At 73.4% G+C, this 20638-nt stretch carries 14 protein-coding genes and 1 riboswitch; of the genes, 7 read left to right on the forward strand and 7 right to left on the reverse strand.

What is annotated here, in order from left to right:
- Positions 1-237 precede the first annotated feature (237 nt).
- Genes AB0O21_RS32480 through AB0O21_RS32495 form a run of 4 tightly spaced genes read left to right on the forward strand, consistent with a single transcriptional unit; the run spans position 238 to position 4205 of the window.
- Positions 238-1452, forward strand: a complete 1215-nt coding sequence (locus AB0O21_RS32480; RefSeq protein ID WP_365176875.1) for an MFS transporter — start codon at positions 238-240, stop codon at positions 1450-1452.
- The gene (gene cbiE, locus AB0O21_RS32485; protein WP_365176878.1) at positions 1449-2702 is read left to right on the forward strand and encodes a precorrin-6y C5,15-methyltransferase (decarboxylating) subunit CbiE; all 1254 of its coding nucleotides are present in this window, start codon (positions 1449-1451) and stop codon (positions 2700-2702) included. Before AB0O21_RS32480 ends, cbiE begins: the two co-directional genes overlap by 4 nt.
- Positions 2699-3448: a precorrin-4 C(11)-methyltransferase gene (gene cobM / locus AB0O21_RS32490; protein WP_365176881.1), complete on the forward strand. Its 750-nt coding sequence runs from the start codon at positions 2699-2701 to the stop codon at positions 3446-3448. The genes cbiE and cobM overlap by 4 nt, the downstream gene beginning before the upstream one ends.
- Positions 3438-4205: a cobalt-precorrin-6A reductase gene (locus AB0O21_RS32495; RefSeq protein WP_365176883.1), complete on the forward strand. Its 768-nt coding sequence runs from the start codon at positions 3438-3440 to the stop codon at positions 4203-4205. The genes cobM and AB0O21_RS32495 overlap by 11 nt, the downstream gene beginning before the upstream one ends.
- Positions 4206-4266: 61 nt before the next feature.
- On the opposite strand, the gene AB0O21_RS32500 is transcribed toward AB0O21_RS32495, so the two are convergent.
- The 3 genes from AB0O21_RS32500 to cobG are packed head-to-tail and all read right to left on the reverse strand — an operon-like array spanning position 4267 to position 7704.
- Positions 4267-5766, reverse strand: coding sequence for a precorrin-2 C(20)-methyltransferase (locus tag AB0O21_RS32500; RefSeq protein WP_365176886.1), 1500 nt, complete (start codon positions 5764-5766; stop codon positions 4267-4269).
- Positions 5763-6410, reverse strand: a complete 648-nt coding sequence (locus tag AB0O21_RS32505; protein WP_365176889.1) for a precorrin-8X methylmutase — start codon at positions 6408-6410, stop codon at positions 5763-5765. Before AB0O21_RS32505 ends, AB0O21_RS32500 begins: the two co-directional genes overlap by 4 nt.
- Before the next feature lie 4 nt (positions 6411-6414).
- Positions 6415-7704 (reverse strand): precorrin-3B synthase, encoded by a 1290-nt coding sequence (cobG, locus tag AB0O21_RS32510; RefSeq protein ID WP_365176892.1) that lies wholly within the window; start codon positions 7702-7704, stop codon positions 6415-6417.
- Positions 7705-7949: 245 nt separating this feature from the next.
- Positions 7950-8068: riboswitch (cobalamin riboswitch) on the forward strand.
- A gap of 46 nt (positions 8069-8114) precedes the next feature.
- On the opposite strand from cobG, the gene cobN reads away from it, so the two are divergent.
- Positions 8115-11741, forward strand: coding sequence for a cobaltochelatase subunit CobN (cobN, locus tag AB0O21_RS32515; RefSeq protein WP_365176895.1), 3627 nt, complete (start codon positions 8115-8117; stop codon positions 11739-11741).
- Between the two features lie 109 nt (positions 11742-11850).
- Here cobN and AB0O21_RS32520 read toward each other — a convergent pair whose 3' ends face one another.
- Entirely contained in the window at positions 11851-12072 is a 222-nt protein-coding gene (locus AB0O21_RS32520) for a hypothetical protein (protein WP_365176898.1), read from the reverse strand.
- A 355-nt stretch (positions 12073-12427) separates the two neighbouring features.
- On the opposite strand from AB0O21_RS32520, the gene AB0O21_RS32525 reads away from it, so the two are divergent.
- Positions 12428-14410 (forward strand): ABC transporter ATP-binding protein, encoded by a 1983-nt coding sequence (locus AB0O21_RS32525; protein ID WP_365177008.1) that lies wholly within the window; start codon positions 12428-12430, stop codon positions 14408-14410.
- Positions 14411-14522: 112 nt separating this feature from the next.
- On the forward strand, positions 14523-16739 hold the full coding sequence (locus AB0O21_RS32530) for a germacradienol/geosmin synthase (protein ID WP_365176900.1): 2217 nt from the start codon (positions 14523-14525) through the stop codon (positions 16737-16739).
- Positions 16740-16749: 10 nt separating this feature from the next.
- Here the strand turns inward: AB0O21_RS32530 and AB0O21_RS32535 are convergent, their stop codons facing one another.
- From AB0O21_RS32535 to AB0O21_RS32545, 3 genes are all read right to left on the reverse strand, one after another.
- On the reverse strand, positions 16750-17988 hold the full coding sequence (locus tag AB0O21_RS32535) for a GNAT family N-acetyltransferase (RefSeq protein ID WP_365176903.1): 1239 nt from the start codon (positions 17986-17988) through the stop codon (positions 16750-16752).
- Positions 17989-18068: 80 nt separating this feature from the next.
- Positions 18069-19310: a YncE family protein gene (locus AB0O21_RS32540; protein ID WP_365176906.1), complete on the reverse strand. Its 1242-nt coding sequence runs from the start codon at positions 19308-19310 to the stop codon at positions 18069-18071.
- Between the two features lie 142 nt (positions 19311-19452).
- Positions 19453-20604, reverse strand: a complete 1152-nt coding sequence (locus AB0O21_RS32545) for an XdhC/CoxI family protein (RefSeq protein WP_365176909.1) — start codon at positions 20602-20604, stop codon at positions 19453-19455.
- Positions 20605-20638 lie beyond the last annotated feature (34 nt).

The following is a 20638-nucleotide window of genomic DNA, read 5'->3' on the forward strand; positions in this document are numbered from 1 at the left end:
TGCTGCCCGGCCTGATCGAGACCGACCAGACGGCCCCGATCAAGGACCAGTTCCCGGCCTTCGCCTCGATGATGCCGCTCGGCCGCATCGCCCAGGCGAAAACCAGCCCCGCCGGCGTTTGAGGCGCGGGGCCCGGGGCGGAGCCCCGAGTCCTCGGCCCGCACCCGCCCCCCGGCCGGGTTTCGCGTCCACGCGAAACTCTAGGCCACCCCGGGGGCCCGCCCGGAGACTCCCCGCATGCCACCGCCCCGCTCGTACCGTTCCCTCGCCCGCACCCCCGAGTTCGCCCCCTTCTTCGCCGCCGCGGCCCTCCGCACCGGCTCCTCCACGCTCGGCGGACTCGCCCTCGGCGTCCTCGTCTACGACCACACCCGCAGCCCCCTGCTCGCCGCCCTCGGCATGTTCGGCCCGTCCTTCGCCCAGGTGCTCGGCGCGACCCTGCTGCTGTCCGCCGCCGACCGGCTGCCCCCGCGGGCCGCCCTCGGCGGGCTCGCGGCCCTCGCCTCCCTCGGCACCGCCTTCCTCGCCGTGGACGGGCTGCCCCTGTGGGCCGTGTTCGCGGTGCTCCTCGGGCAGGGGCTCGCCGACTCCCTCGCGGGCGGCGTCCGGTACGGGCTGCTCACCGAGATCCTGCCGCCCGGGGACTACCTCCTCGGCCGGTCCGCACTCGCCGTCTGCGCGGGTGCCACCCAGATCGCGGGCTACGCCGCCGGCGGGATCCTCGTCGCCGCCTTCTCCCCGCGCGGGGCCCTCCTCACCGCCGCCGCGCTCGGGCTGGCCGGCGCGCTCACCGTCCGGCTCGGGCTGCGCCGCCGCCCTCCCCGCGCCGCCGGCCGGCCCTCCCCCGCCCAGACCTGGCGCACCAACCGGCTCCTGCTCTCCGACCCGGCCCGCCGGACCCTGTACCTCGCCCTGTGGGTGCCCAACGGCCTGATCGTCGGCTGCGAGGCCCTGTTCGTCCCCTACGATCCCCCGCACGCGGGGCTCCTGTTCGGCTGCGCCGCCGCCGGGATGCTCGTCGGGGACACCGTCGCCGGGCGCTGGCTGCCCGGACCCCTGCGGGCCCGCCTCGCGGCCCCGCTGCGGCTGCTGCTGGCCGTGCCGTACCTGGTGTTCGCCCTGGAGCCGGGCCCGCTGGTGGCGTCGGCAGCAGTGGCCCTGGCCTCCGTCGGGTACTCGGCCGGGCTGCTGATGCAGGAGCGGCTCGTCGCGCTGCTCCCCGACGGCACCCAGGGCCAGGCCCTCGGGCTGCACTCGGCCGGGATGCTGACGATGCAGGGCGTCTGCGCGGCCCTCGCCGGAGCCGTCGCCCAGTTCACGTCACCGGCGGCGGCCGTCACCGCACTCGCCGCCGCCTCCGTCGTGGTCACCCTGGTCCTGGAACCGGGGCTGCGGGCCAGTAGGCTGCGGGTCCACCCCCCGTCGTCCGTTTCCCGAGGTACCGCGCAGTGAGCTCCGCACCGCCCCCCATACCCGTATCGGTCGTCGGCCTCGGCGCCGACGGCTGGGCCGCGCTCACCGCCGCCGCGCGGTCCGCGCTGTCCCGCGCCGAGGTGCTGATCGGGGGGCCGCGCCAGCTGGACCTGCTGCCGGGCGCCGAGTGCGCCGGGGTGCGGGTGGCCTGGCCGAGCCCGCTGCGGCCCGCCGTGCCGAAGCTGATGGCCGAGCACGCCGGCCGCCGGATCGCGGTGCTGGCCAGCGGCGACCCCATGTTCTACGGGATCGGCCGCGCGCTCTCCGAGGAGCTCGGGCCCGGCGCCCTCATGGTGCACCCGCACCCCTCCTCCGTCTCCTACGCCTGCGCCCGGCTGGGCTGGCCGGTGGAGGACACCGAGGTGGTCACCGTGGTGGGCCGCCCGGTGGCCCGGCTCGCGGCCGCCCTGTACGAGGGGCGCCGGGTGCTGGTGCTCAGCGCCGGAGCGGCGACCCCGAACGAGATCGCTGCTCTGCTTCGAGAGCGGGGCTTCGGCCCGAGCCGGATGCGGGTCCTGGAACAGCTCGGCTCCGAGCGCGAGGACGCGCACGAGGGCCGCGCGGACGGCTGGGACCACGCGCCCGGCGATCCCCTGAACGTGGTCGCCGTCGACTGCCGCCGCGACCCCGCCCACCCGGCCCCGCGCCTCGGCGCCACCCCCGGCCTGCCGGACGCCGCCTACGAGCACGACGGCCAGCTGACCAAGCGCCACGTCCGGGCGGCGACCCTGTGCGCGCTGGCCCCGGCCCCCGGCGAGCTGCTGTGGGACATCGGCGGCGGCTCCGGCTCCATCGGCATCGAGTGGATGCGGACTCACCCCTCGTGCCGGGCGGTGGCGGTGGAGCGCGTACCGGAGCGAGCCGCGCGGATCACCCGTAACGCGGCGGCGATGGGCGTACCCGGCCTGCGCGTGGTCGTCGGAGCCGCACCCGACGCGCTCGCCGGCCTCCCGGCGCCCGACGCGGTGTTCATCGGCGGCGGCCTGACCGCCCCCGGCCTCCTCGACGCGGCCTGGGCGGCCCTGGCCCCCGGCGGCCGGCTCGTCGTCAACACCGTCACCCTCGAATCGGAGGCGGTCCTCACCGACCGCTACCGGCGCCACGGCGGCGAACTGGTGAAGCTCGCCGTCGCGCACGCCGTGCCGGTGGGCGGGTTCACGGGCTGGCGCCAGGCGATGCCCGTCACCCAGTGGACAGTCACCAAGGAAAAGGACCAGGACCAGACATGACCGTGTACTTCATCGGTGCCGGCCCCGGCGCCGCCGACCTGATCACGGTGCGCGGAGCCCGGACCCTGGCCGCCGCCCCCGTCTGCCTGTACGCGGGCAGCCTCGTCCCGCGCGAACTCCTCTCCGAGTGCCCGCCGGACGCCCGCCTGGTCGACACCTCGCAGCTGAACCTGGACGAGATCATCGCCGAGTGCGTACGGGCCCACGAGGCGGGCCAGGACGTCGCACGGCTGCACTCGGGCGACCCGTCCATCTTCAGCGCGGTCGCGGAGCAGATGCGGCGGCTCGACGCGGCCGGCATCCCCTACGAGGTCGTCCCCGGCGTCCCCGCCTTCGCGGCGGCCGCGGCGGCCCTCAAGCGGGAGCTGACCGTCCCCACCGTCGGCCAGACCGTCATCTTGACCCGGATCGCCCAGCAGGCCACCCCGATGCCGCCCGGCGAGGACCTGGCCACCCTGGGCCGCAGCGGCGCCCTGCTCGTCCTGCACCTCGCCACCCGCTACGTCGACCGGGTCGTGGACGAACTGCTGCCGCACTACGGGGCCGAGTGCCCGGTGGCGGTGGTCGCGATGGCCAGCCGCCCCGACGAGCTGATCCTGCGCGGCACCCTCGCCGACATCGCCCCCCAGGTTAAGGAGCACGGACTTGTCCGCACGGCCGTCATCGTGGTGGGCCGCACTCTGGGCGCGGAACAGTTCCGCGACAGCCACTTGTACTCCCCCGAGCGCGACCGGCATGTCTGCTGAACCTGCCCCCCTCCCCGCCCACCACGTGCTGATCCTCGGCGGTACGACCGAGGCCAGGCAGCTCGCGGAGGCGCTGGCACCCGACCCCTCGGTCCTCGTGACCACCTCGCTCGCGGGCCGGGTCACCTCGCCGGTGCTCCCGCCCGGCGAGATCCGCATCGGCGGTTTCGGCGGCATCGCGGGTCTCGCGGGCTGGATCGTCGGCCACGACGTCACGCGCGTCATCGACGCCACCCACCCGTTCGCGGAGCGGATGAGCTTCCACGCCTCCGAGGCGGAGGCGCTCACGGGCGTCCCGCTGCTGGCGCTGCGGCGCCCCGGCTGGACGCCGGGTGCCGGCGACGACTGGAGGTTCGTCGACTCCCTCGAAGAGGCGGCGGCGGTACTGCCCACGCTCGGCAGCCGGGCCTTCCTGACCACCGGCCGGATGGGCCTGCACACCTTCGCGCACCTCACCGACACCTGGTTCCTGGTGCGTTCGGTGGATCCGCCGGACGCACCGACGCCGCCGCAGCTCGAAGTCCTGCTCGCCCGGGGCCCGTTCACCCTCGACGACGAGCGGCAGCTGCTGGCCCGCCACCGCATCGACGTACTGGTCACGAAGGACAGCGGCGGCTCGGCGACCTCGCCGAAGCTCGCCGCGGCCCGCGAGGCGGGCATCCCGGTCCTCGTCGTACGGCGCCCCGCGGTCCCGGAGGGCGTGGCGGAGGCCGGTTCGGTGGCCGCAGCCCTGCGATGGCTCGGGGCCGAGGTCTGAAACGGCCCGGGCCCGGGGCGGTTCGCCACCCCGGGCCCGACGACCGAACAGGCTCAACCCGTCACGGGTACCGGCGCGGGGTCCACGTGATCCGCGACCCGTCGGGCCGCTCGGTGACCTGGGTCTGCGAGGAGCCGATCAGCAGGAGCGTCCTCATGTCCACCTCGGACGGCTCCAGTTCGGCGAGCGTGACGATCCGCACCGACTGCTCCGGCCCGCCCACGTCACGCGCGACGACCACCGGGGTCTCGGGGGCGCGCAGTTCCAGCAGCAGCTCGCGGGCCTGCGCCACCTGCCAGTTCCGGCTGCGCGAGCCGGGGTTGTACAGGGCGAGCACCAGGTCGGCCGCGGCGGCCGCCCGCAGCCTCTCGGCGATGACCTCCCACGGCTTGAGCCGGTCCGAGAGGGAGATGGTGGCGTAGTCGTGGCCGAGCGGGGCGCCGGCCGCGGCGGCCGCCGCGTTGGCCGCCGTCACCCCCGGCAGGACCCGTACGGGCACGTCCTTGTAGGCGTCCTGTCCCGCGACCTCCAGGACCGCCGTGGCCATGGCGAACACCCCCGGGTCGCCGCCGGAGACGACGGCCACCCGCTTGCCGCGCCGGGCGAGGTCGAGCGCGAACTCGGCGCGCTCCGACTCCACCTTGTTGTCCGAACCGTGCCTGACCTGGCCCGGCTTGACGGGCACCCGGTCCAGGTACGTCGTGTACCCGACCAGCACCTCGGCGTCGGCGAGCGCCCGCCGGGTCTGCGGGGGGAGCCACATCGGCCCCGCCGGACCGGTGCCGACGACCACGACCTCGCCGGGCCCGGACGGCACGCTGCCCGGGTTGCCGATCCGGCTCGGGACGACGGCGACGGCGAAGTACGGCACGCTCGAAGGGTCGGTGTCGGCCAGCACGCCCGTCCGCTCGCCCTCCATGGTGGCGCGCTCGACGTAACGGGCCTCGGCGAGCCGGCCGCTGCTCTCCATCGCTCCGCGCACGGCGGGGAAGGTCCGGCCGAGCTTCATCACGACCGCCGAGTCGGTGGCGGCGAGGCGGGCGGTGAGCTCCTCCTCGGGCAGGGTGCCGGGGAGGATGGTCAGTACCTCCTCGCCCTCCACGAGCGGGGTGCCGAGCCGGGCGGCGGCGGCGCTCACCGAGGTGACGCCGGGGATCACCTCGGTCTCGTACCGGTCCGCGAGCCGCTTGTGCATGTGCATGTACGAGCTGTAGAAGAGCGGGTCGCCCTCCGCGAGCACGGCGACGGTCCGGCCGGCGTCCAGGTGGACGGCCAGGCGGGCGGCGGCGGACTCGTAGAACTCCTCCATCGCGCCCTGGTAGCCGCCGGGGTGGTCGGTCGTCTCGGTGGTGACCGGATAGACGAGCGGCTCCTCGATGTGCCCCTCGCGCAGGTGCTTCGCCGCGATCGACCGGGCGATGGACCGCCCGTGCCGGGCACTGTGGTAGGCGACGACATCGGCCTCGCCGATCACTTCGACGGCCCGCAGCGTCATCAGGCTCGGGTCGCCGGGCCCCAGCCCGACCCCGTACAGCCGCCCCTTGCGTCCCGCCCCGCTCATTCGGCCACGCTCGCAATGGCGTTGACCGCCGCGGCGGCGATGGCGCTGCCACCGCGCCGGCCGCGCACGATGAGGTGGTCGAGCCCCGAGGCGTGCGCGGCGAGGGCGTCCTTGGACTCGGCGGCGCCGATGAAGCCGACGGGCACGCCGATGACGGCGGCGGGACGCGGGGCGCCCTCCTCGATCATCTCCAGCAGCCGGAAGAGTGCGGTGGGCGCGTTCCCGACGGCGATCACGGAGCCCTCCAACAGCCCCTGGTCGCGCCAGACTTCGAGCGCGGCGGCACTGCGCGTGGTACCCATCTTCGCGGCGAGCTCGGGCACGGCCGGGTCGGACAGCGTGCAGATCACGCGGTTGTCGGCGGGCAGCCGCTTGCGGGTGACCCCGCTGGCGACCATCTGCACGTCGCACAGGATCGGCGCACCCGCCTCGAGCGCGGCCCGCGCCCGCAGCACGACCTCGGGCGTGTACCCCAGGTCCTTCGTCAGGTCGGTCATCCCGCAGGCGTGAATCATGCGCACCGCGACCTGGGCGACCGAGGCGGGCAGCCCCGAGAGGTCCGCCTCGGCGCGGATCGTGGCAAAGGACTGGCGGTAGATCGCGGCGCCGTCCTTCTCGTACTCAAACACGGTGTACTCGCTCATTTCTTCACTGCGATGCGGGTGGTGTGGTGGTGCGTGCGGCCGTGAGGGCGGCCGCCAACTGGGCATGGGGGGTGGGCTTCCCGTCGAGTTCGTACCCGTCCACGGTGGCGACCAGGTCCACCCATGCGGCGCCGCGCGGATGTCCGCAGCGGCGGGCGCAGCCGGACCAGTGCACGGGCAGTCCACCGGCCGACTCGCCTACGAGGGCCCGCGCGTCGGCGCGTACGTCGGCGAGGGATTTGGCGCAACCGGGCTTTCCGGTGCAGGCGGTGACGGACTGCCAGGGGTCGTCGGGTGCGACGACCAGCCCGGCGTCCCGGATGCGGGCGTAGCCGTTGATCGGCCTGCGGGTGCTCGCGCGCGGCAGGATGACGGTCCGCCACGGGGTGACCCGCAGCCCGCCGCCACCGCCTCGGTCGGCGACCTGGACCAGCAGCCGCCACTGGGCGACGGTCAGCCGTCCGAGCGGGGGCAGTACGCACAGCGGGGCGGTGTTGCCGAGACCCGGACCCCAGGGCCGGGGCGGCTCGGCGTACGGCCACACCACGGCGGGCACACGGCTCGCGTCGACCCCGGCGGCGCCCAGCCTGCGTACGAACTCCCGCTCGTCCAGGGCGTTTTCAGGGGGCAGCTCAGCGATGCGCCAAGCCCGGGTCCCGGCCGCGTCGGCGGCGTCGAGAAAATACTCGGCGGCCAGCAGGGCCGCCCGGGGCGCGTCCGCCTGGGCCACCTCGACGGCGCCGGCGCCCGCCCCGAGCCGCACCAGCGCCCGGCCGTGCGCGCGGCCGAGCACGGTCACGTCGGGCTCGAGGGCGGCGACGTCCCCGCGCCCGTCGTCGAGGGCGAACAGGAACCGCCCGGACAGCGCCGTCGCCCGGGCGCTCGCGCACAGCAGCCGGTCCAGCTCCCCGACCCAGGGCGTCACGTCGGGGCGCCCGGCGCTCAGGATGCCGGCCATCGGCGTGGCCACGATGTTGCGCACCCGCTCATGGCTCGGCGCGGGCAGCAGCCCGGCGGCGTCGAGCAGCTGCGCGAGTCCGCTCCCGCACTCCTCGCCGAGACCGCGCAACTGAACGTTCCCGCGCGAGGTCAGCTCCAGGTGCCCGTCCCCGAACCGTTCGGCGGCGAGCCCGAGCACGGACGCCTGGCGGACGTCGAGCAGCCCGCCCGGAATCCGGACCCGCGCCAGGTACCCGTCGTCGGCGGCATGCAGCCGCAGCGCACCGGGGCAGGCGTCACCGCGATCCCGTATGACGGGTTCGTCCCGCGATGCGGCGGAAGGGGGCTGGGGCATGGCGGCGAGCATACCTACGATTCCCCTCCCCCGACCTGTGTCCGTCACCACCCCGCCCGGCCGAATCCAGCCCCGCCGGCGTTTGCACGCGACGCCGGCCGATCCAGCCCCGCCGGCGTTTGAGGCGCGGGGTCCGGGGCAGAGCCCCGGCAACGGCGCCGCACCCGACCACCCAACCACCCACCGCCCCCACCCCCGCGCCCGGCCAGGGCAAAGGCCACCTAGGATGACCCCGGCGGCGCCACACGGTCCGCCATCGCCGAGGACGGCGACATGGGAGGAAGCCCGGTGAGATTCCGGCGCGGTCCCGCCACTGTGAGCCCGGCAGCCAACGGCCAAAGGGCAAGTCAGGAACTCCCGCTGTCCTCACTGCCCGGGGCGCGGAAACCCCGAGGAAGGCCTGCCGCCGCATGATCCTGCTGCTGTCGACGTCCGACACCGATCTGCTCAGCGCCCGCGCCGCGACCACGGCCGACGGCCCCGTCCCGTACCGCTTCGCGAACCCCTCCCGCCTTCCCCTGGACGACCTCCCCGCGCTCCTCGACGGAGTCGACCTGGTCGTCGTACGCCTCCTCGGCGGCCTCCGCGCCTGGCAGGACGGCCTCGACGTGCTCCTGGCCCCCGGGCAGACCCGCCCGGTCGTGGTCCTGACCGGCGAACAGGCCCCCGACGCCCAGCTGATGGAGGCCTCCACGGTCCCGATCGGCATCGCGGCCGAGGCGCACGCCTACCTCGCGCACGGCGGCCCCGCCAACCTCGAGCAGCTGGCCCGCTTCCTCTCCGACACGGTCCTCCTCACCGGCCACGGCTTCGAGCCCCCGGCCGCCGCCCCCACCTGGGGCCCCCTGGAGCGCACCCAGGCCGCCACCGAGGGCGGCCCCACGATCGCGGTGCTCTACTACCGCGCCCACCAGATGTCCGGCAACACCGCGTTCGTGCACGCCCTCTGCGACGCGATCGAGGCCCAGAACGCGACCCCGCTCCCCCTCTACGTCTCCTCCCTCCGCACCCCGGAGCCGGAGCTCCTCCAGGCTCTCGGCTCCGCCGACGCGATCGTCACCACCGTCCTCGCCGCCGGCGGCACACGCCCCGCGACCGCCTCCGCGGGCGGTGACGACGAGTCCTGGGACGCCGGCGCCCTCGCCGCCCTGGGCGTGCCGATCCTCCAGGCGCTCTGCCTGACCGGCTCCCGCTCCGCGTGGGAGGAGAACGACGAGGGCCTGTCCCCCCTCGACGCCGCCACCCAGGTCGCGGTGCCCGAGTTCGACGGCCGTCTGATCACGGTCCCGTTCTCCTTCAAGGAGCTCGACGAGGACGGCCTGCCCGCCTACGTGGCCGACCCCGAGCGGGCCGCCCGCGTCGCCGGCATCGCCGTGCGCCACGCCCGCCTGCGCCACATCGACCGCCGCGACAAGAAGCTCGCGCTCGTCCTCTCCGCGTACCCCACCAAGCACTCCCGCATCGGCAACGCGGTCGGCCTGGACACCCCGGCCAGCGCCGTCGAACTGCTCCGCACCCTCATCGCGGCCGGCTACGACTTCGGCCCGACCTCCGACATCCCCGGCCTGGTCTCCGGCGACGGCGACGAGCTGATCCGCGCGCTCATCGAGGCCGGCGGCCACGACCAGGACTGGCTGACCGAGGAGCAGCTGGCCCGCAACCCCGTCCGCATCCCGGCGGCGGACTACAAGCGCTGGTTCGCCGAGCTCCCCGCCGACCTCCGCGAAAGCGTCGAGGAACACTGGGGCGAGGCCCCCGGCAACATGTTCGTCGACCGCTCCTCCAACCCCGAGGGCGACATCGTCCTGGCCGCCCTGCGCCGCGGCAACCTCCTGATCCTCATCCAGCCGCCGCGCGGCTTCGGCGAGAACCCGATCGCGATCTACCACGACCCGGACCTGCCGCCGTCGCACCACTACCTGGCGGCGTACCGCTGGATCCAGGCGGCGGCGGCCGACGGCGGCTTCGGCGCCGACGCGATGATCCACCTGGGCAAGCACGGCAACCTGGAATGGCTCCCGGGCAAGAACGCCGGCCTCTCCGCCTCCTGCGCACCCGACGCGGCCCTCGGCGACCTGCCCCTCATCTATCCCTTCCTGGTCAACGACCCGGGCGAGGGCACCCAGGCCAAGCGCCGCGTCCACGCCACCCTCATCGACCACCTCGTCCCGCCGATGGCCCGCGCCGAGTCCTACGGCGACATCGCCCGCCTCGAACAGCACCTGGACGAGTACGCCCAGATCAGCGCCATGGACCCGGCCAAACTCCCGGCCATCCGCGCCCAGATCTGGACCCTGATCCAGGCCGCGAAGCTCGACCACGACCTGGGCCTGGCCGAACGCCCCGACGACGACGGCTTCGACGACTTCCTGCTCCACGTCGACGGCTGGCTGTGCGAGGTCAAGGACGCCCAGATCCGCGACGGCCTGCACGTCCTCGGCGGCGCCCCGACCGGCGAGTCCCGCGTCAACCTGGTCCTCGCGATCCTGCGCGCCCGCCAGATCTGGGGCGGCACGACCGCCCTCCCGGGCCTGCGCGAGGCGCTCGGCCTCGACGAGTCGGCGGCCACCCGCACCTCGGCCGATGCCGTCGAGGAGCAGGCGCGCGCCCTGGTCCAGGCGATGGAGGACGCGAACTGGTCCCCGGAAGCCGTGGCTTCCGTCACCTCGGCGTACTCGGCGGACGTCACGGCGGTCATGGACTTCGCGGCCCGCGAGGTGGTCCCCCGCCTCGCCGGCACGACGGACGAGATCGCCCACGTCCTCTCCGCCCTGGACGGCCGCTTCATCCCGGCGGGCCCCTCCGGCTCCCCCCTGCGCGGCCTGGTCAACGTCCTGCCGACGGGCCGCAACTTCTACTCGGTCGACCCGAAGGCCGTCCCCTCCCGCCTCGCGTGGGAGACGGGACAGGCCCTCGCCGACTCCCTCCTCACCCGCTACCGCACGGACAACGGCGAGTGGCCGGCCTCGGTCGGCCTGTCCCTCTGGGGCACGAGCGCGATGCGCACGGCGGGCGACGACGTGGCCGAGGCCCTCGCCCTCCTCGGCGTCCGCCCGGTCTGGGACGAGGCCTCCCGCCGCGTGACGGGCCTCGAACCCATCCCCCTCGCCGAACTGGGCCGTCCCCGCATCGACGTGACGCTCCGCATCTCGGGCTTCTTCCGCGACGCGTTCCCGCACGTCATCGGCCTCCTCGACGACGCGGTGCGGCTCGCGGCATCCCTCGACGAGCCGGCGGACCAGAACTTCGTCCGGGCCCACGCCCAGGCGGACCTCGCCGTCCACGGAGACGAACGCCGGGCCACGACCCGTATCTTCGGCTCGCGCCCGGGCACGTACGGCGCCGGCATCCTCCAGCTCATCGACTCCCGCGACTGGCGTACGGACGCGGACCTGGCCGAGGTCTACACGGTGTGGGGCGGCTACGCGTACGGCCGGGGCCTGGAGGGCCGCCCGGCCCGCGACGAGATGGAGACCGCCTACAAGCGCATCACGGTCGCCGCGAAGAACACCGACACCCGCGAACACGACATCGCCGACTCGGACGACTACTTCCAGTACCACGGCGGCATGGTGGCCACGGTCCGCGCCCTGCGCGGCACGGCCCCCGAGGCCTACATCGGCGACTCCACCCGCCCCGAGACGGTCAAGACCCGCACCCTGGTCGAGGAGACCTCCCGCGTCTTCCGCGCCCGCGTGGTCAACCCCAAGTGGATCGAGGCGATGCGCCGCCACGGCTACAAGGGCGCCTTCGAGCTCGCGGCGACGGTCGACTACCTCTTCGGCTACGACGCCACGACGGGCGTGGTGGCGGACTGGATGTACGACAAGCTCACCGAAACGTACGTCCTGGACCCGGCCAACCGCGCCTTCCTGGAGGAGGCCAACCCCTGGGCCCTGCACGGCATCGCGGAACGCCTCCTGGAGGCCGAGTCCCGCGGCATGTGGGAGAAGCCGGACCCGCAGATCCTCGAATCCCTGCGCCAGGTCTACCTGGACACGGAAGGCAACCTCGAAGCCGGATCCGAATCCGACTGACTTGTGCAACCCAGACCGTCCTCCCCGCCCGTCACAAGGGCGAGGAGGACGGTCTTTTCACTGCCGTGTCCGCGGACCCCGAGTACGCGGACCACGCACCGCCTGCCGGTTACACCTTGACGGTCTGGTTCAGCGCGACGAGCGCCTGCGCCCACCGCGCGTACTTCAGCTGGCCGAAATCGGCGACGGTCTTGATCCCGAACGCCTCCTTCAGCAGTTCCCCGTCCTTGTCGGTGACCCCCTTGAGGGCGGACACCGGAGCGGAGAGCACCTCGGAAAGAGGCTTCTCGGCCCACGCCTTGTCGAGCACCTTGTCCAGTTCGATCGCCATGAGTCTCCCTCTCGGAACGCCGGAATCCACAACACGGACAAACTAACCTAATCCGACAATCACCCCACTCTCCGACACCCGCTCCCGACGCAATCCCTCGAAGGGGGTCATCACCACCTCCGAGTGGTTCGAACGCCGCGTCACGGAGGGGTGGCCGTACGCCCCTTGGGCTCGGCGGCGAGGTCGGACGTGCGTGCGGGCGTTCGTTCCCCGGGGCCCGTGACGCGGCTCTGAGCAGCCACGTTCTTGCGGCGTCAGTGCGCAGCCGTGGCAGCTCGGGAGGAATCTTGCGATCCGTGCACGTTCATGTGGTGTTCGACCCGGCATCGGTCGGGGGTGGCCGCGCGTGAGGCGACTGAGGCTGCTCAAACGGCCCGGGACCGTCCGGCCCGCCGTTTCCGAGAGCGAGCGGAGGCTGTTCGGCGGGCCCCTGCGGTACGACGCGGGGTGGTCGAACCACGACTACGCCCGGCTGGAAGGGCGGCTGATCAGCACGCTGCGGTCCATGCCCCGCATGGTGCGCGGGACCCTGCGGCTCGCCTGGGAGACCGATCGGCGCGCCCTGCTCACCGTCGCCGTCGCCGAGGCCGGGCAGGGGGTGACCTCCGCCGCCGGGCTGCTCGTGCTCAGCGAGGTGCTCCGTACGCTGCTCGGGGCCGGGAGTTCCGGCGAGCGGCTGCACGCCGCCCTGCCCGCGCTGGCCGCGGGGGCGCTGGTCGCCGTACTGGGGGCCGTGCTGGCCTCGCGGTCCACGGCGGCCGCCGGACGGCTGGAGCCCAAGATCGAGCGGGCCGCGCACGAGCAGTACCTGAAGGCCGCCGTCGAGGTGGAGCTGGAGGCCATCGAGGACGGGGAGTTCCGGCGGCTGCTCGACAGCGCCCAGTGGGGGCCGCCCTCGGCGCGCCGGACGGTGGGGGCCTGCGTGGCCGCGCTCGGCGGGATCATCTCGCTCGTGGCGACGGCCGGGGTGCTGACCGTGCTGCATCCGCTGCTGCTGCCCCTGCTGCTGCTGATCGCGGCGCCGCGCGGCTGGGGTGCGATGCGGGTCGCGCAGCGCCGGTACCTGTCCGTCATCACCTGGGTCGAGCACGTACGGGCCGCCCGGCTCATCGGTCAGCTGCTGATCTCCCGTACGTCGGCACCGGAGGTACGGGTGCACGGCGTCGGCCGCTACCTGCTCGGCCACTACCGCAACATGGCCGAGCACGCCGAGGGCGAGGCGACCCGGCTCGCCCGCGACAAGGCCGCCACCGAGCTGCTGGCCGCCGCGCTGTCCGGGGCCGCCGCGCTGGTCACGTACGGGGCGATGGCCGCGCTCATCGTCACGGGCCGGATGGACCTGGCCGTCGCCGGCACCGCGGTGATCGCCGTGCGGACCGGGTCGGCGAGCCTGGGCGCGCTCGTCGCCACCACCAACACGCTGCACGAGGAGTCCCTGTACGTGCGGGACCTGGAGCGGTTCGTGGAGGAGGCGGGGCGGCGCGCCATCCCGGACGGCGGGCTGGCGCTGCCGGAGCGGCTCGGTGCTGTGCGGTTCGACGACGTCAGCTTCAGCTACCCCGACCGGGACGCGCCCGCCCTCGCGCACATCACCCTCTCCGTGGAGGCGGGCAGCGTCGTCGCACTCGTCGGGGAGAACGGCTCGGGCAAGAGCACGCTCGTCAAGCTGCTCGCGGGCCTGCATCTGCCCGACTCCGGTTCGCTCAGTTGGGACGGGGTCGAGGTCAAGGACGCGGACCGGGAAGAGGTCTTCGACCGGGTCGCCCTGCTCACCCAGGACTTCGAGCGCTGGCCGGTGACCGCCCGGACCAACATCGCCATCGGCCGGCCGGGACCGGAGGAGGCGCAGCAGGAGGTGGTCGCCGCGGCGCGGTACGCGGGGGCCGACCGGGTGGTGGAGAAGCTCCCGCACGGCTACGAGACCCTGCTCGCCCGGGTGTTCAGGGGTGCCTCGGAGCTGTCCGGCGGGCAGTGGCAGAAGTTCGGCCTGGCCCGGACCCGGTTCCGCGACGCCCGCGTCATCGTCGTGGACGAGCCCACGTCGGCCCTGGACCCGGAGGCGGAGATCGCCGCCTTCGAGTCCATCCGGGGACTGGCCGGGCCGCAGCGGGCCGTCGTCCTCGTCACGCACCGGATGTCCGGGGTGCGGTTCGCCGACGTCATCTACGTGCTGCACGAGGGCCGGCTCGTCGAACAGGGCGGCCACGAGGAGCTGTTGGCGCTCGGCGGGCGGTACGCGTCCATGTACCGGATGCAGGCCGACCAGTTCGGCCGGCACCCGCACCCGTCTATCCCCCGACAGGCCTTCGCGCCCCGGAAAGACGGCTCGGTCACCTGAAGAAGTGAACTCCCCCTTATCGCGCGGGCACCCGGGGTAGGGCACTGCTGATCTCGTGCGGGGGCCGGAGCGAACCGGCCCCCGCACCCATGACCGAAAGGCCGAGCCCGCCGTGACGCAGCCGTTCCAACTGCCGGATTTCTACGTGCCCTATCCGGCCCGACTGAACCCCCACCTGGAGGACGCACGCACGCACACCAAGCAGTGGGCGCGGGACTTCGGGATGCTGGAGGGCTCCGGCGTCTGGGAGGAGAGCGACCTCGACTCGCACGACTACGCGCTGCTGTGCTCGTACACCCACCCGGACTGCGACGCCGACGCGCTGTCGCTGGTCACCGACTGGTACGTGTGGGTGTTCTTCTTCGACGACCACTTCCTGGAGATGTTCAAGCGCTCCAAGGACCGCGACGGCGCCAAGCGGTACCTCGACCGGCTCGCCGCCTTCATGCCGATGGACCTGGCGAACGGTTTCCCCGAGGCCACCAACCCGGTCGAGGCGGGCCTCGCCGACCTGTGGCGGCGGACGGTGCCCGCGATGTCCGCGGACTGGCGGGAACGGTTCTCCCTGTCCACGAAGAACCTGCTCGACGAGTCGATGTGGGAGCTCGCCAACATCGACATCGGGCGCGTGGCGAACCCGCTCGAGTACATCGAGATGCGCCGCAAGGTGGGCGGCGCCCCCTGGTCGGCGGGCCTGATCGAGTACGTCTCCGCCGAGGTCCCGGCGCGCGTCGCGCACGCGCGGCCCCTCGGCGTGCTGCGCGACGCCTTCTCCGACGCCGTGCACATCAGGAACGACATCTTCTCCTACCAGCGCGAGGTCGCCGACGAAGGCGAACTGTCCAACGCCATCCTGGTGTTGGAGACCTTCCTCGGCTGCACCACCCAGGAGGCCGCCGAGGCCTCCAACGACCTGCTCACCTCCCGCCTCCAGCAGTTCGAGCAGACCGCGCTCACCGAACTCCCCCAGCTGTTCGCCGACCACGCCATGGACCCGGCCGAGATCGCCGCCGTCCTCGCCTACACCAAGGGCCTGCAGGACTGGCAGTCCGGCGGCCACGAATGGCACATGGTCTCCAGCCGCTACATGAACGAGAAGGCCAAGGCCACCGCCCCGCTGACCCTGCCGTTCCTCCCCACCGGCCTCGGCACCGCCGCCCTCGACCTGGGGTCCGTCTTCACCCGGCGCTCGATGGAGCTGCGCCGCCGCTCCTTCACCCACGTCCCCTTCGAACGGACCGGGCCCTCCGTCATCCCCGAGATCTACATGCCGCACCGGCTCACCCTCAGCCCGCACCTGGCGCACGCCCGCGAGGAGTCGGTGGCCTGGTGCCGGCGGATGGGCCTGCTGGACCCGCAGCCGGGCGATCCCGGCTCGGCGATCTGGACCGAGGAGAAGCTGCGCGGCTACGACTTCGCGCTCTGCTCGGCGGGCATCGACCCGGACGCCTCGCCCGAGGCGCTGTCCCTCAGCGCGTGCTGGCTGAGCTGGGGCACGTACGCGGACGACTACTACCCGCTCGCCTTCGGGCGCGGCGGAAACCTTCCGGCGGCCAAGGCCGCCACGGCCCGCCTGATCGCGATGACCCCCGTCGACCCCGCCGAGCAGGCCGAGCCCGTGACCGCGATGGAGCGCGGGCTGGCCGACCTGTGGGTGCGTACGAGCGCCGTCATGTCCGGGCGGCAGCGCACCGAGTTCCGGGCCACCCTGGTGGAGATGCTGGAGAGCTGGGTGTGGGAGGTGGACAACCAGCTCCGCAACCGCATCCCGGACCCGGTGGACTACGCGGAGATGCGCCGCCTCACCTTCGGCAGCCGCCTCACGATGTACCTGTGCCGGCTCGGGCACCAGGACCGGGGCATCCCCGAGGAGATCTACGCCTCGGGCACCATCCGGTCGCTGGAGAACGCCGTCGCGGACGCCGCCTGCCTGATCAACGACATCTACTCGTACCAGAAGGAAGTGGAGGTCGAGGGCGAGGTCCACAACCACGTCCTCGTGACGCAGAACTTCTTCGACATCGGATACCCGCAGGCCCTGCACATCTGCCATGCGCTGATGACCCGGCGCACCGAGGAGTTCGAGCACATCGTGGCGACCCAGCTGCCGGTGCTCTACGAGGACTGGAAGCTCGGCGGGGAAGCCCGGGCCGCGCTCGACGCCTACGTCGGCGAGCTGGCGGACTGGCACGCCGGGATCCTCAACTGGCACCAGGAGATCAGCCGTTACCGCCCGGAGGACCTGCACCGGATGCCGGACGCACTGTCCTCCCGCATTCTGAGCTCGGGCTTCGGGATGGCGGCGGCCCGGATCTCCCTCCCGGCGTAGTACGGGGAGGTCAGAACTCGTCCGCGGTGTGCGGCAGCAGCCCGTTCCCCGTGGCCAGCGCCGCGTCCAGCGCCGCCGCCGCGCCGGGGGTGTGCTCGCGTACGAGCCCGGCCGCGACGAGTTCGACGACCCGGGTCCCGCCCAGGTAGCAGGCGCCCAGCTCCCGTACGTCCAGGGCCAGGTCGGGGGCGGTGTCCGCGTGCTCGTACGCCGCCCCGCCCGGCCCCGCCTTCAGCCGGAACCGCCCGGCGTTGGCGGGCAGCCGTACGTCGTGCACCTCCAGCACCAGCTCCACCGGCGCGGCCCAGGACCGCGCGGTCAGCGCAGCCCGTACGTCGACCAGGCGCAGCCAGAGCGCGGGGAACTGGGCGGTGACCCGCACCTGGTCCCGGTCGGCGGCGAAGTGCAGCAGCGGGTCGTCCACGGGCCGGCCCCAGGCGGAGACCTTGCCGGTGAGGTCGAGGGCGGTCAGGCACTCCCACAGGGCGGCGGCGACCGCGGGGGTCTCGGCCTCCAGTTCCTCCACCCGCACCAGCCCGGGCGTGCGGGCGGGTCCCGAGTCGTCCTCCGCCTTGGTGCGGTAGACCACGTAGCCGGCGATCGGCTCGTCCGGGTCGCCGAGGACGATGATCCGGGGAGGGCTCAGCTCCTCGTCGTCCTCGGCCTGTTCGCTCAGCCATTCGTCGCGCCAGCGCTCGGGGCCGCGGGTCGGCCGGCCGGCCCGCACGGCCCGGGCCGCCTCGTGGAAGGGGCCGATCTCCGCAAGGGCCCCGTCCGGGTCCACGAGCCGCAGAGGGCGCGGGTCCGGGTCGACGCGCAGGGCCAGCGGGCGGGTGGAGTCGATCTCGACGGTGACTCCGGTGGTCGCGCTGCCGAAGCCGAAGCGGCCGTAGATGGCGGCCTCGGAGGCCCAGAGGGCGGCGATCGGACTTCCCGTCTCCGAGGCGTGGCCCAGCATCTCGGCCATCAGCCCGGTGAGCACGCCGCGGCGGCGGTGGGTGGGGGCGACGGAGACGAAGGTGAGCCCGGGGCAGGGCAGGTCCGCCCCGGGCACCGAGAGCCGGAAGTCGTGCGCGGCCATGAAGCCGACCAGGGCGTCGCCGTCGTAGGCGCCGGTCCGGCGGCAGCGGGTCAGCAGCGCGTGGTGCTTCTCGCGGCCCCCCTTCTCGGGCCGATCGTGGAAGACCAGGTACGCGAGCTCCAGAGCACGGTCGATGTCGGCTTCGGGTACCTCACGGATGTCCACCATGATCACGAGACTAATCGGTCATCCCGGACTGGTCACCTCAAAGTGGCCTGATGTGCGCGTTTGGCCAGTTCGCGCGCCCCTTACCGGCCCGTCGGGCCCGTCCACCCCGCCGGGACGTGGCCGAGGCGGACCCGCTGCGGGTGGTCGCCCACCGGGACGGACACCCGCTTGGCGCCGGTGGCGAAGTCGATGGCCGTGACCCGGTCGGAGCCGCTCTCGGAGATCACGCACGAGGTTCCGTCGCCGTCGACCGTGGCCCAGTACGGCTTGTCGGCGGGCACGAGCGGGCCTTCGGTGAGGGTGGCCCGGTCCACGACGGTCGCGTAGTCGTCCATGGTGCCCGCGATGCAGAGCTTGGCCCCGTCCGGGCTCATCGACATGCCGTGGTGGCGGGAGTCGTTGACCCACTTGGTGCGGTCGCCGGTGGTGGCGGGGTTCGCGGGGAGCATCTTGAGCTTGGTGATCCGGTCGGAGGCCACGTCGTACTCCAGGAAGCCGTTCAGGAACGACACCTGGAAGTAGAACTTCGACTCGTCGGGGCTGAAGGACACGGGGCGTACGGCATCGGAGAGGTCGGGGCGGCCGAAGGCGTCCAGCCGCTCCCGCATGTCGATCACCCGGACCGTGCGGAACGTCTGCGCGTCGACGATCGTGATCTTCCGGTCGCCCTTCGTCCAGTCCAGCCAGGGCGCGTCGAGGGCGGAGGTCACGTCCCCGATGGCGCTGTTCCACAGGAAGCGGCCGTCGCGGCTGAAGACGTTCTCGTGCGGCTTGTCCCCGGTGGCGAAGGAGCCGACCTGCTTCCCGGTGGCGATGTCGAGGACGTGCACGGTATTGGCGGTGGAGGCGGAGACCGCGACCTTCGTCCCGTCGGGCGAGACCGCCATGTGGTCGGCGCGGTAACCGGCCACGGGGAAGCGCCAGTTGACCCGGCCGGTGCGCACGTCGATGGAGACGACGTCGGCGAAGCTGGGCCGGGAGGCGACGACCGCGGTGCCGTCGGGGGTGGTGTACATGTCGTCCACGAACTGGTCGTGGCCCTCGCCGGCGGTTTCCCGTACGCCGAGGAAGAAGGCGAGCTTGATGGGATTGAGGTAGATCTCCCGCAGCCGCTCCGCCTTGTCGGGGATCACGTTGATCCGGCCGACCTTGGCGAGGTCGCCGGTGGAGGCGAGGACGTCGGCGGTGCCCTCCCAGTTATTCCCGACGAAGAGCACCTCCCGCAGTCCGTCGCCCGGTTCGGCCGCGGCCCCGGCCGGCAGGGTGGCGGTCAGCAGGGTGGCCGCGGCGAGCGCGGTCAGGGTGCGGAGGGTGCGTGACATCCGTTCAACTCCGGTGTGGGGAAGAGGTGGGAGCGGGATGGAGAGGATTCCTCCTGTTACCGGCCGGTAAAATAGACGGAACGTCAAAAGGGCGCAACCCCTGGGGAGTTGCGCCCGCCGCTCACCTGCGAAGGTCAGTTCTTCACGCCACGGAGCCGATCCGGTCCAGCGGGGTGTTCGCCACGTCGGGGTGGATCGGGATGTGCGCGCCGGTCAGGGTCACGCCGGTGCCGCCGCGCCGGTTGGCGACGATCTCCGCGGCGATGGACAGCGCGGTCTCCTCCGGGGAGCGGGCGCCGAGGTCCAGGCCGATCGGGGAGTGCAGCCGGGCCAGTTCGAGCTCGGTCACGCCGACCTCGCGGAGCCGCCTGTTGCGGTCCTCGTGGGTGCGGCGGGAGCCCATGGCTCCGACGTACGCGACGGGAAGCCGGAGGGCCAGTTCGAGGAGCGGGACGTCGAACTTGGCGTCGTGGGTCAGCACGCACAGGACGGTCCGGCCGTCCACGTCCGTGCCCTCCAGGTAGCGGTGCGGCCAGTCGACGACGATCTCGTCCGCTTCGGGGAAGCGGGTCCTCGTCGCGAAGACCGGCCGTGCGTCGCAGACGGTCACCCGGTAGCCGAGGAACTTGCCGATCCGCACGAGGGCGGAGGCGAAGTCGATGGCACCGAAGACGATCATGCGCGGGGGCGGGACGCTGGACTCGACCAGCACCTTGAGCGGCTCTCCGCAGAGCCGGCCGTCGGCGCCGATCTCCAGCACGCCGGTCTTGCCGGCGTCGAGCATGGCGCGGGCCTCTCCGGCGATGGTGCGGTCCAGCTCGGGGTGTCCGCCGAAGCCGCCCTCGTGGGCGCCTTCGGAACGGACGAGGACGGCCCTGCCCATCAGCTCGGCAGGACCGTCCGCGATCCGGGCCACCGCGGCGGCCTCACCGGAGGCGGCGGCGGCCAGGGCTGCCGCGAACACCGCCCGGTCGGGAGACCCCACGGGGACCGGGGTGACGAGTATGTCGATGATCCCGCCGCAGGTCAGACCCACGGCGAAAGCATCGTCGTCGCTGTAGCCGAAGCGCTCCCGGACGGTCTCGCCGTCCTCGAGCGCCTGCCGGCACAGCTCGTACACCGCACCCTCCACGCATCCACCGGAGACCGAGCCGATGGCCGTGCCCTCGCCGTCTACGGCGAGTGCGGCCCCGGGCTGCCTCGGGGCGCTTCCGCCGACCGCCACGACCGTGGCGACCGCGAAGTCACGCCCCTGCTCGACCCACCGGTTCAAATCTGCGGCGATGTCCAGCATGGAGGCCTCCTCGGACAGGTTCGGTATCCAGTAT

Origin of the sequence: Streptomyces sp. NPDC091371 (assembly GCF_040684275.1) — a bacterium.
In the GTDB taxonomy this organism is placed as follows: domain Bacteria; phylum Actinomycetota; class Actinomycetes; order Streptomycetales; family Streptomycetaceae; genus Streptomyces.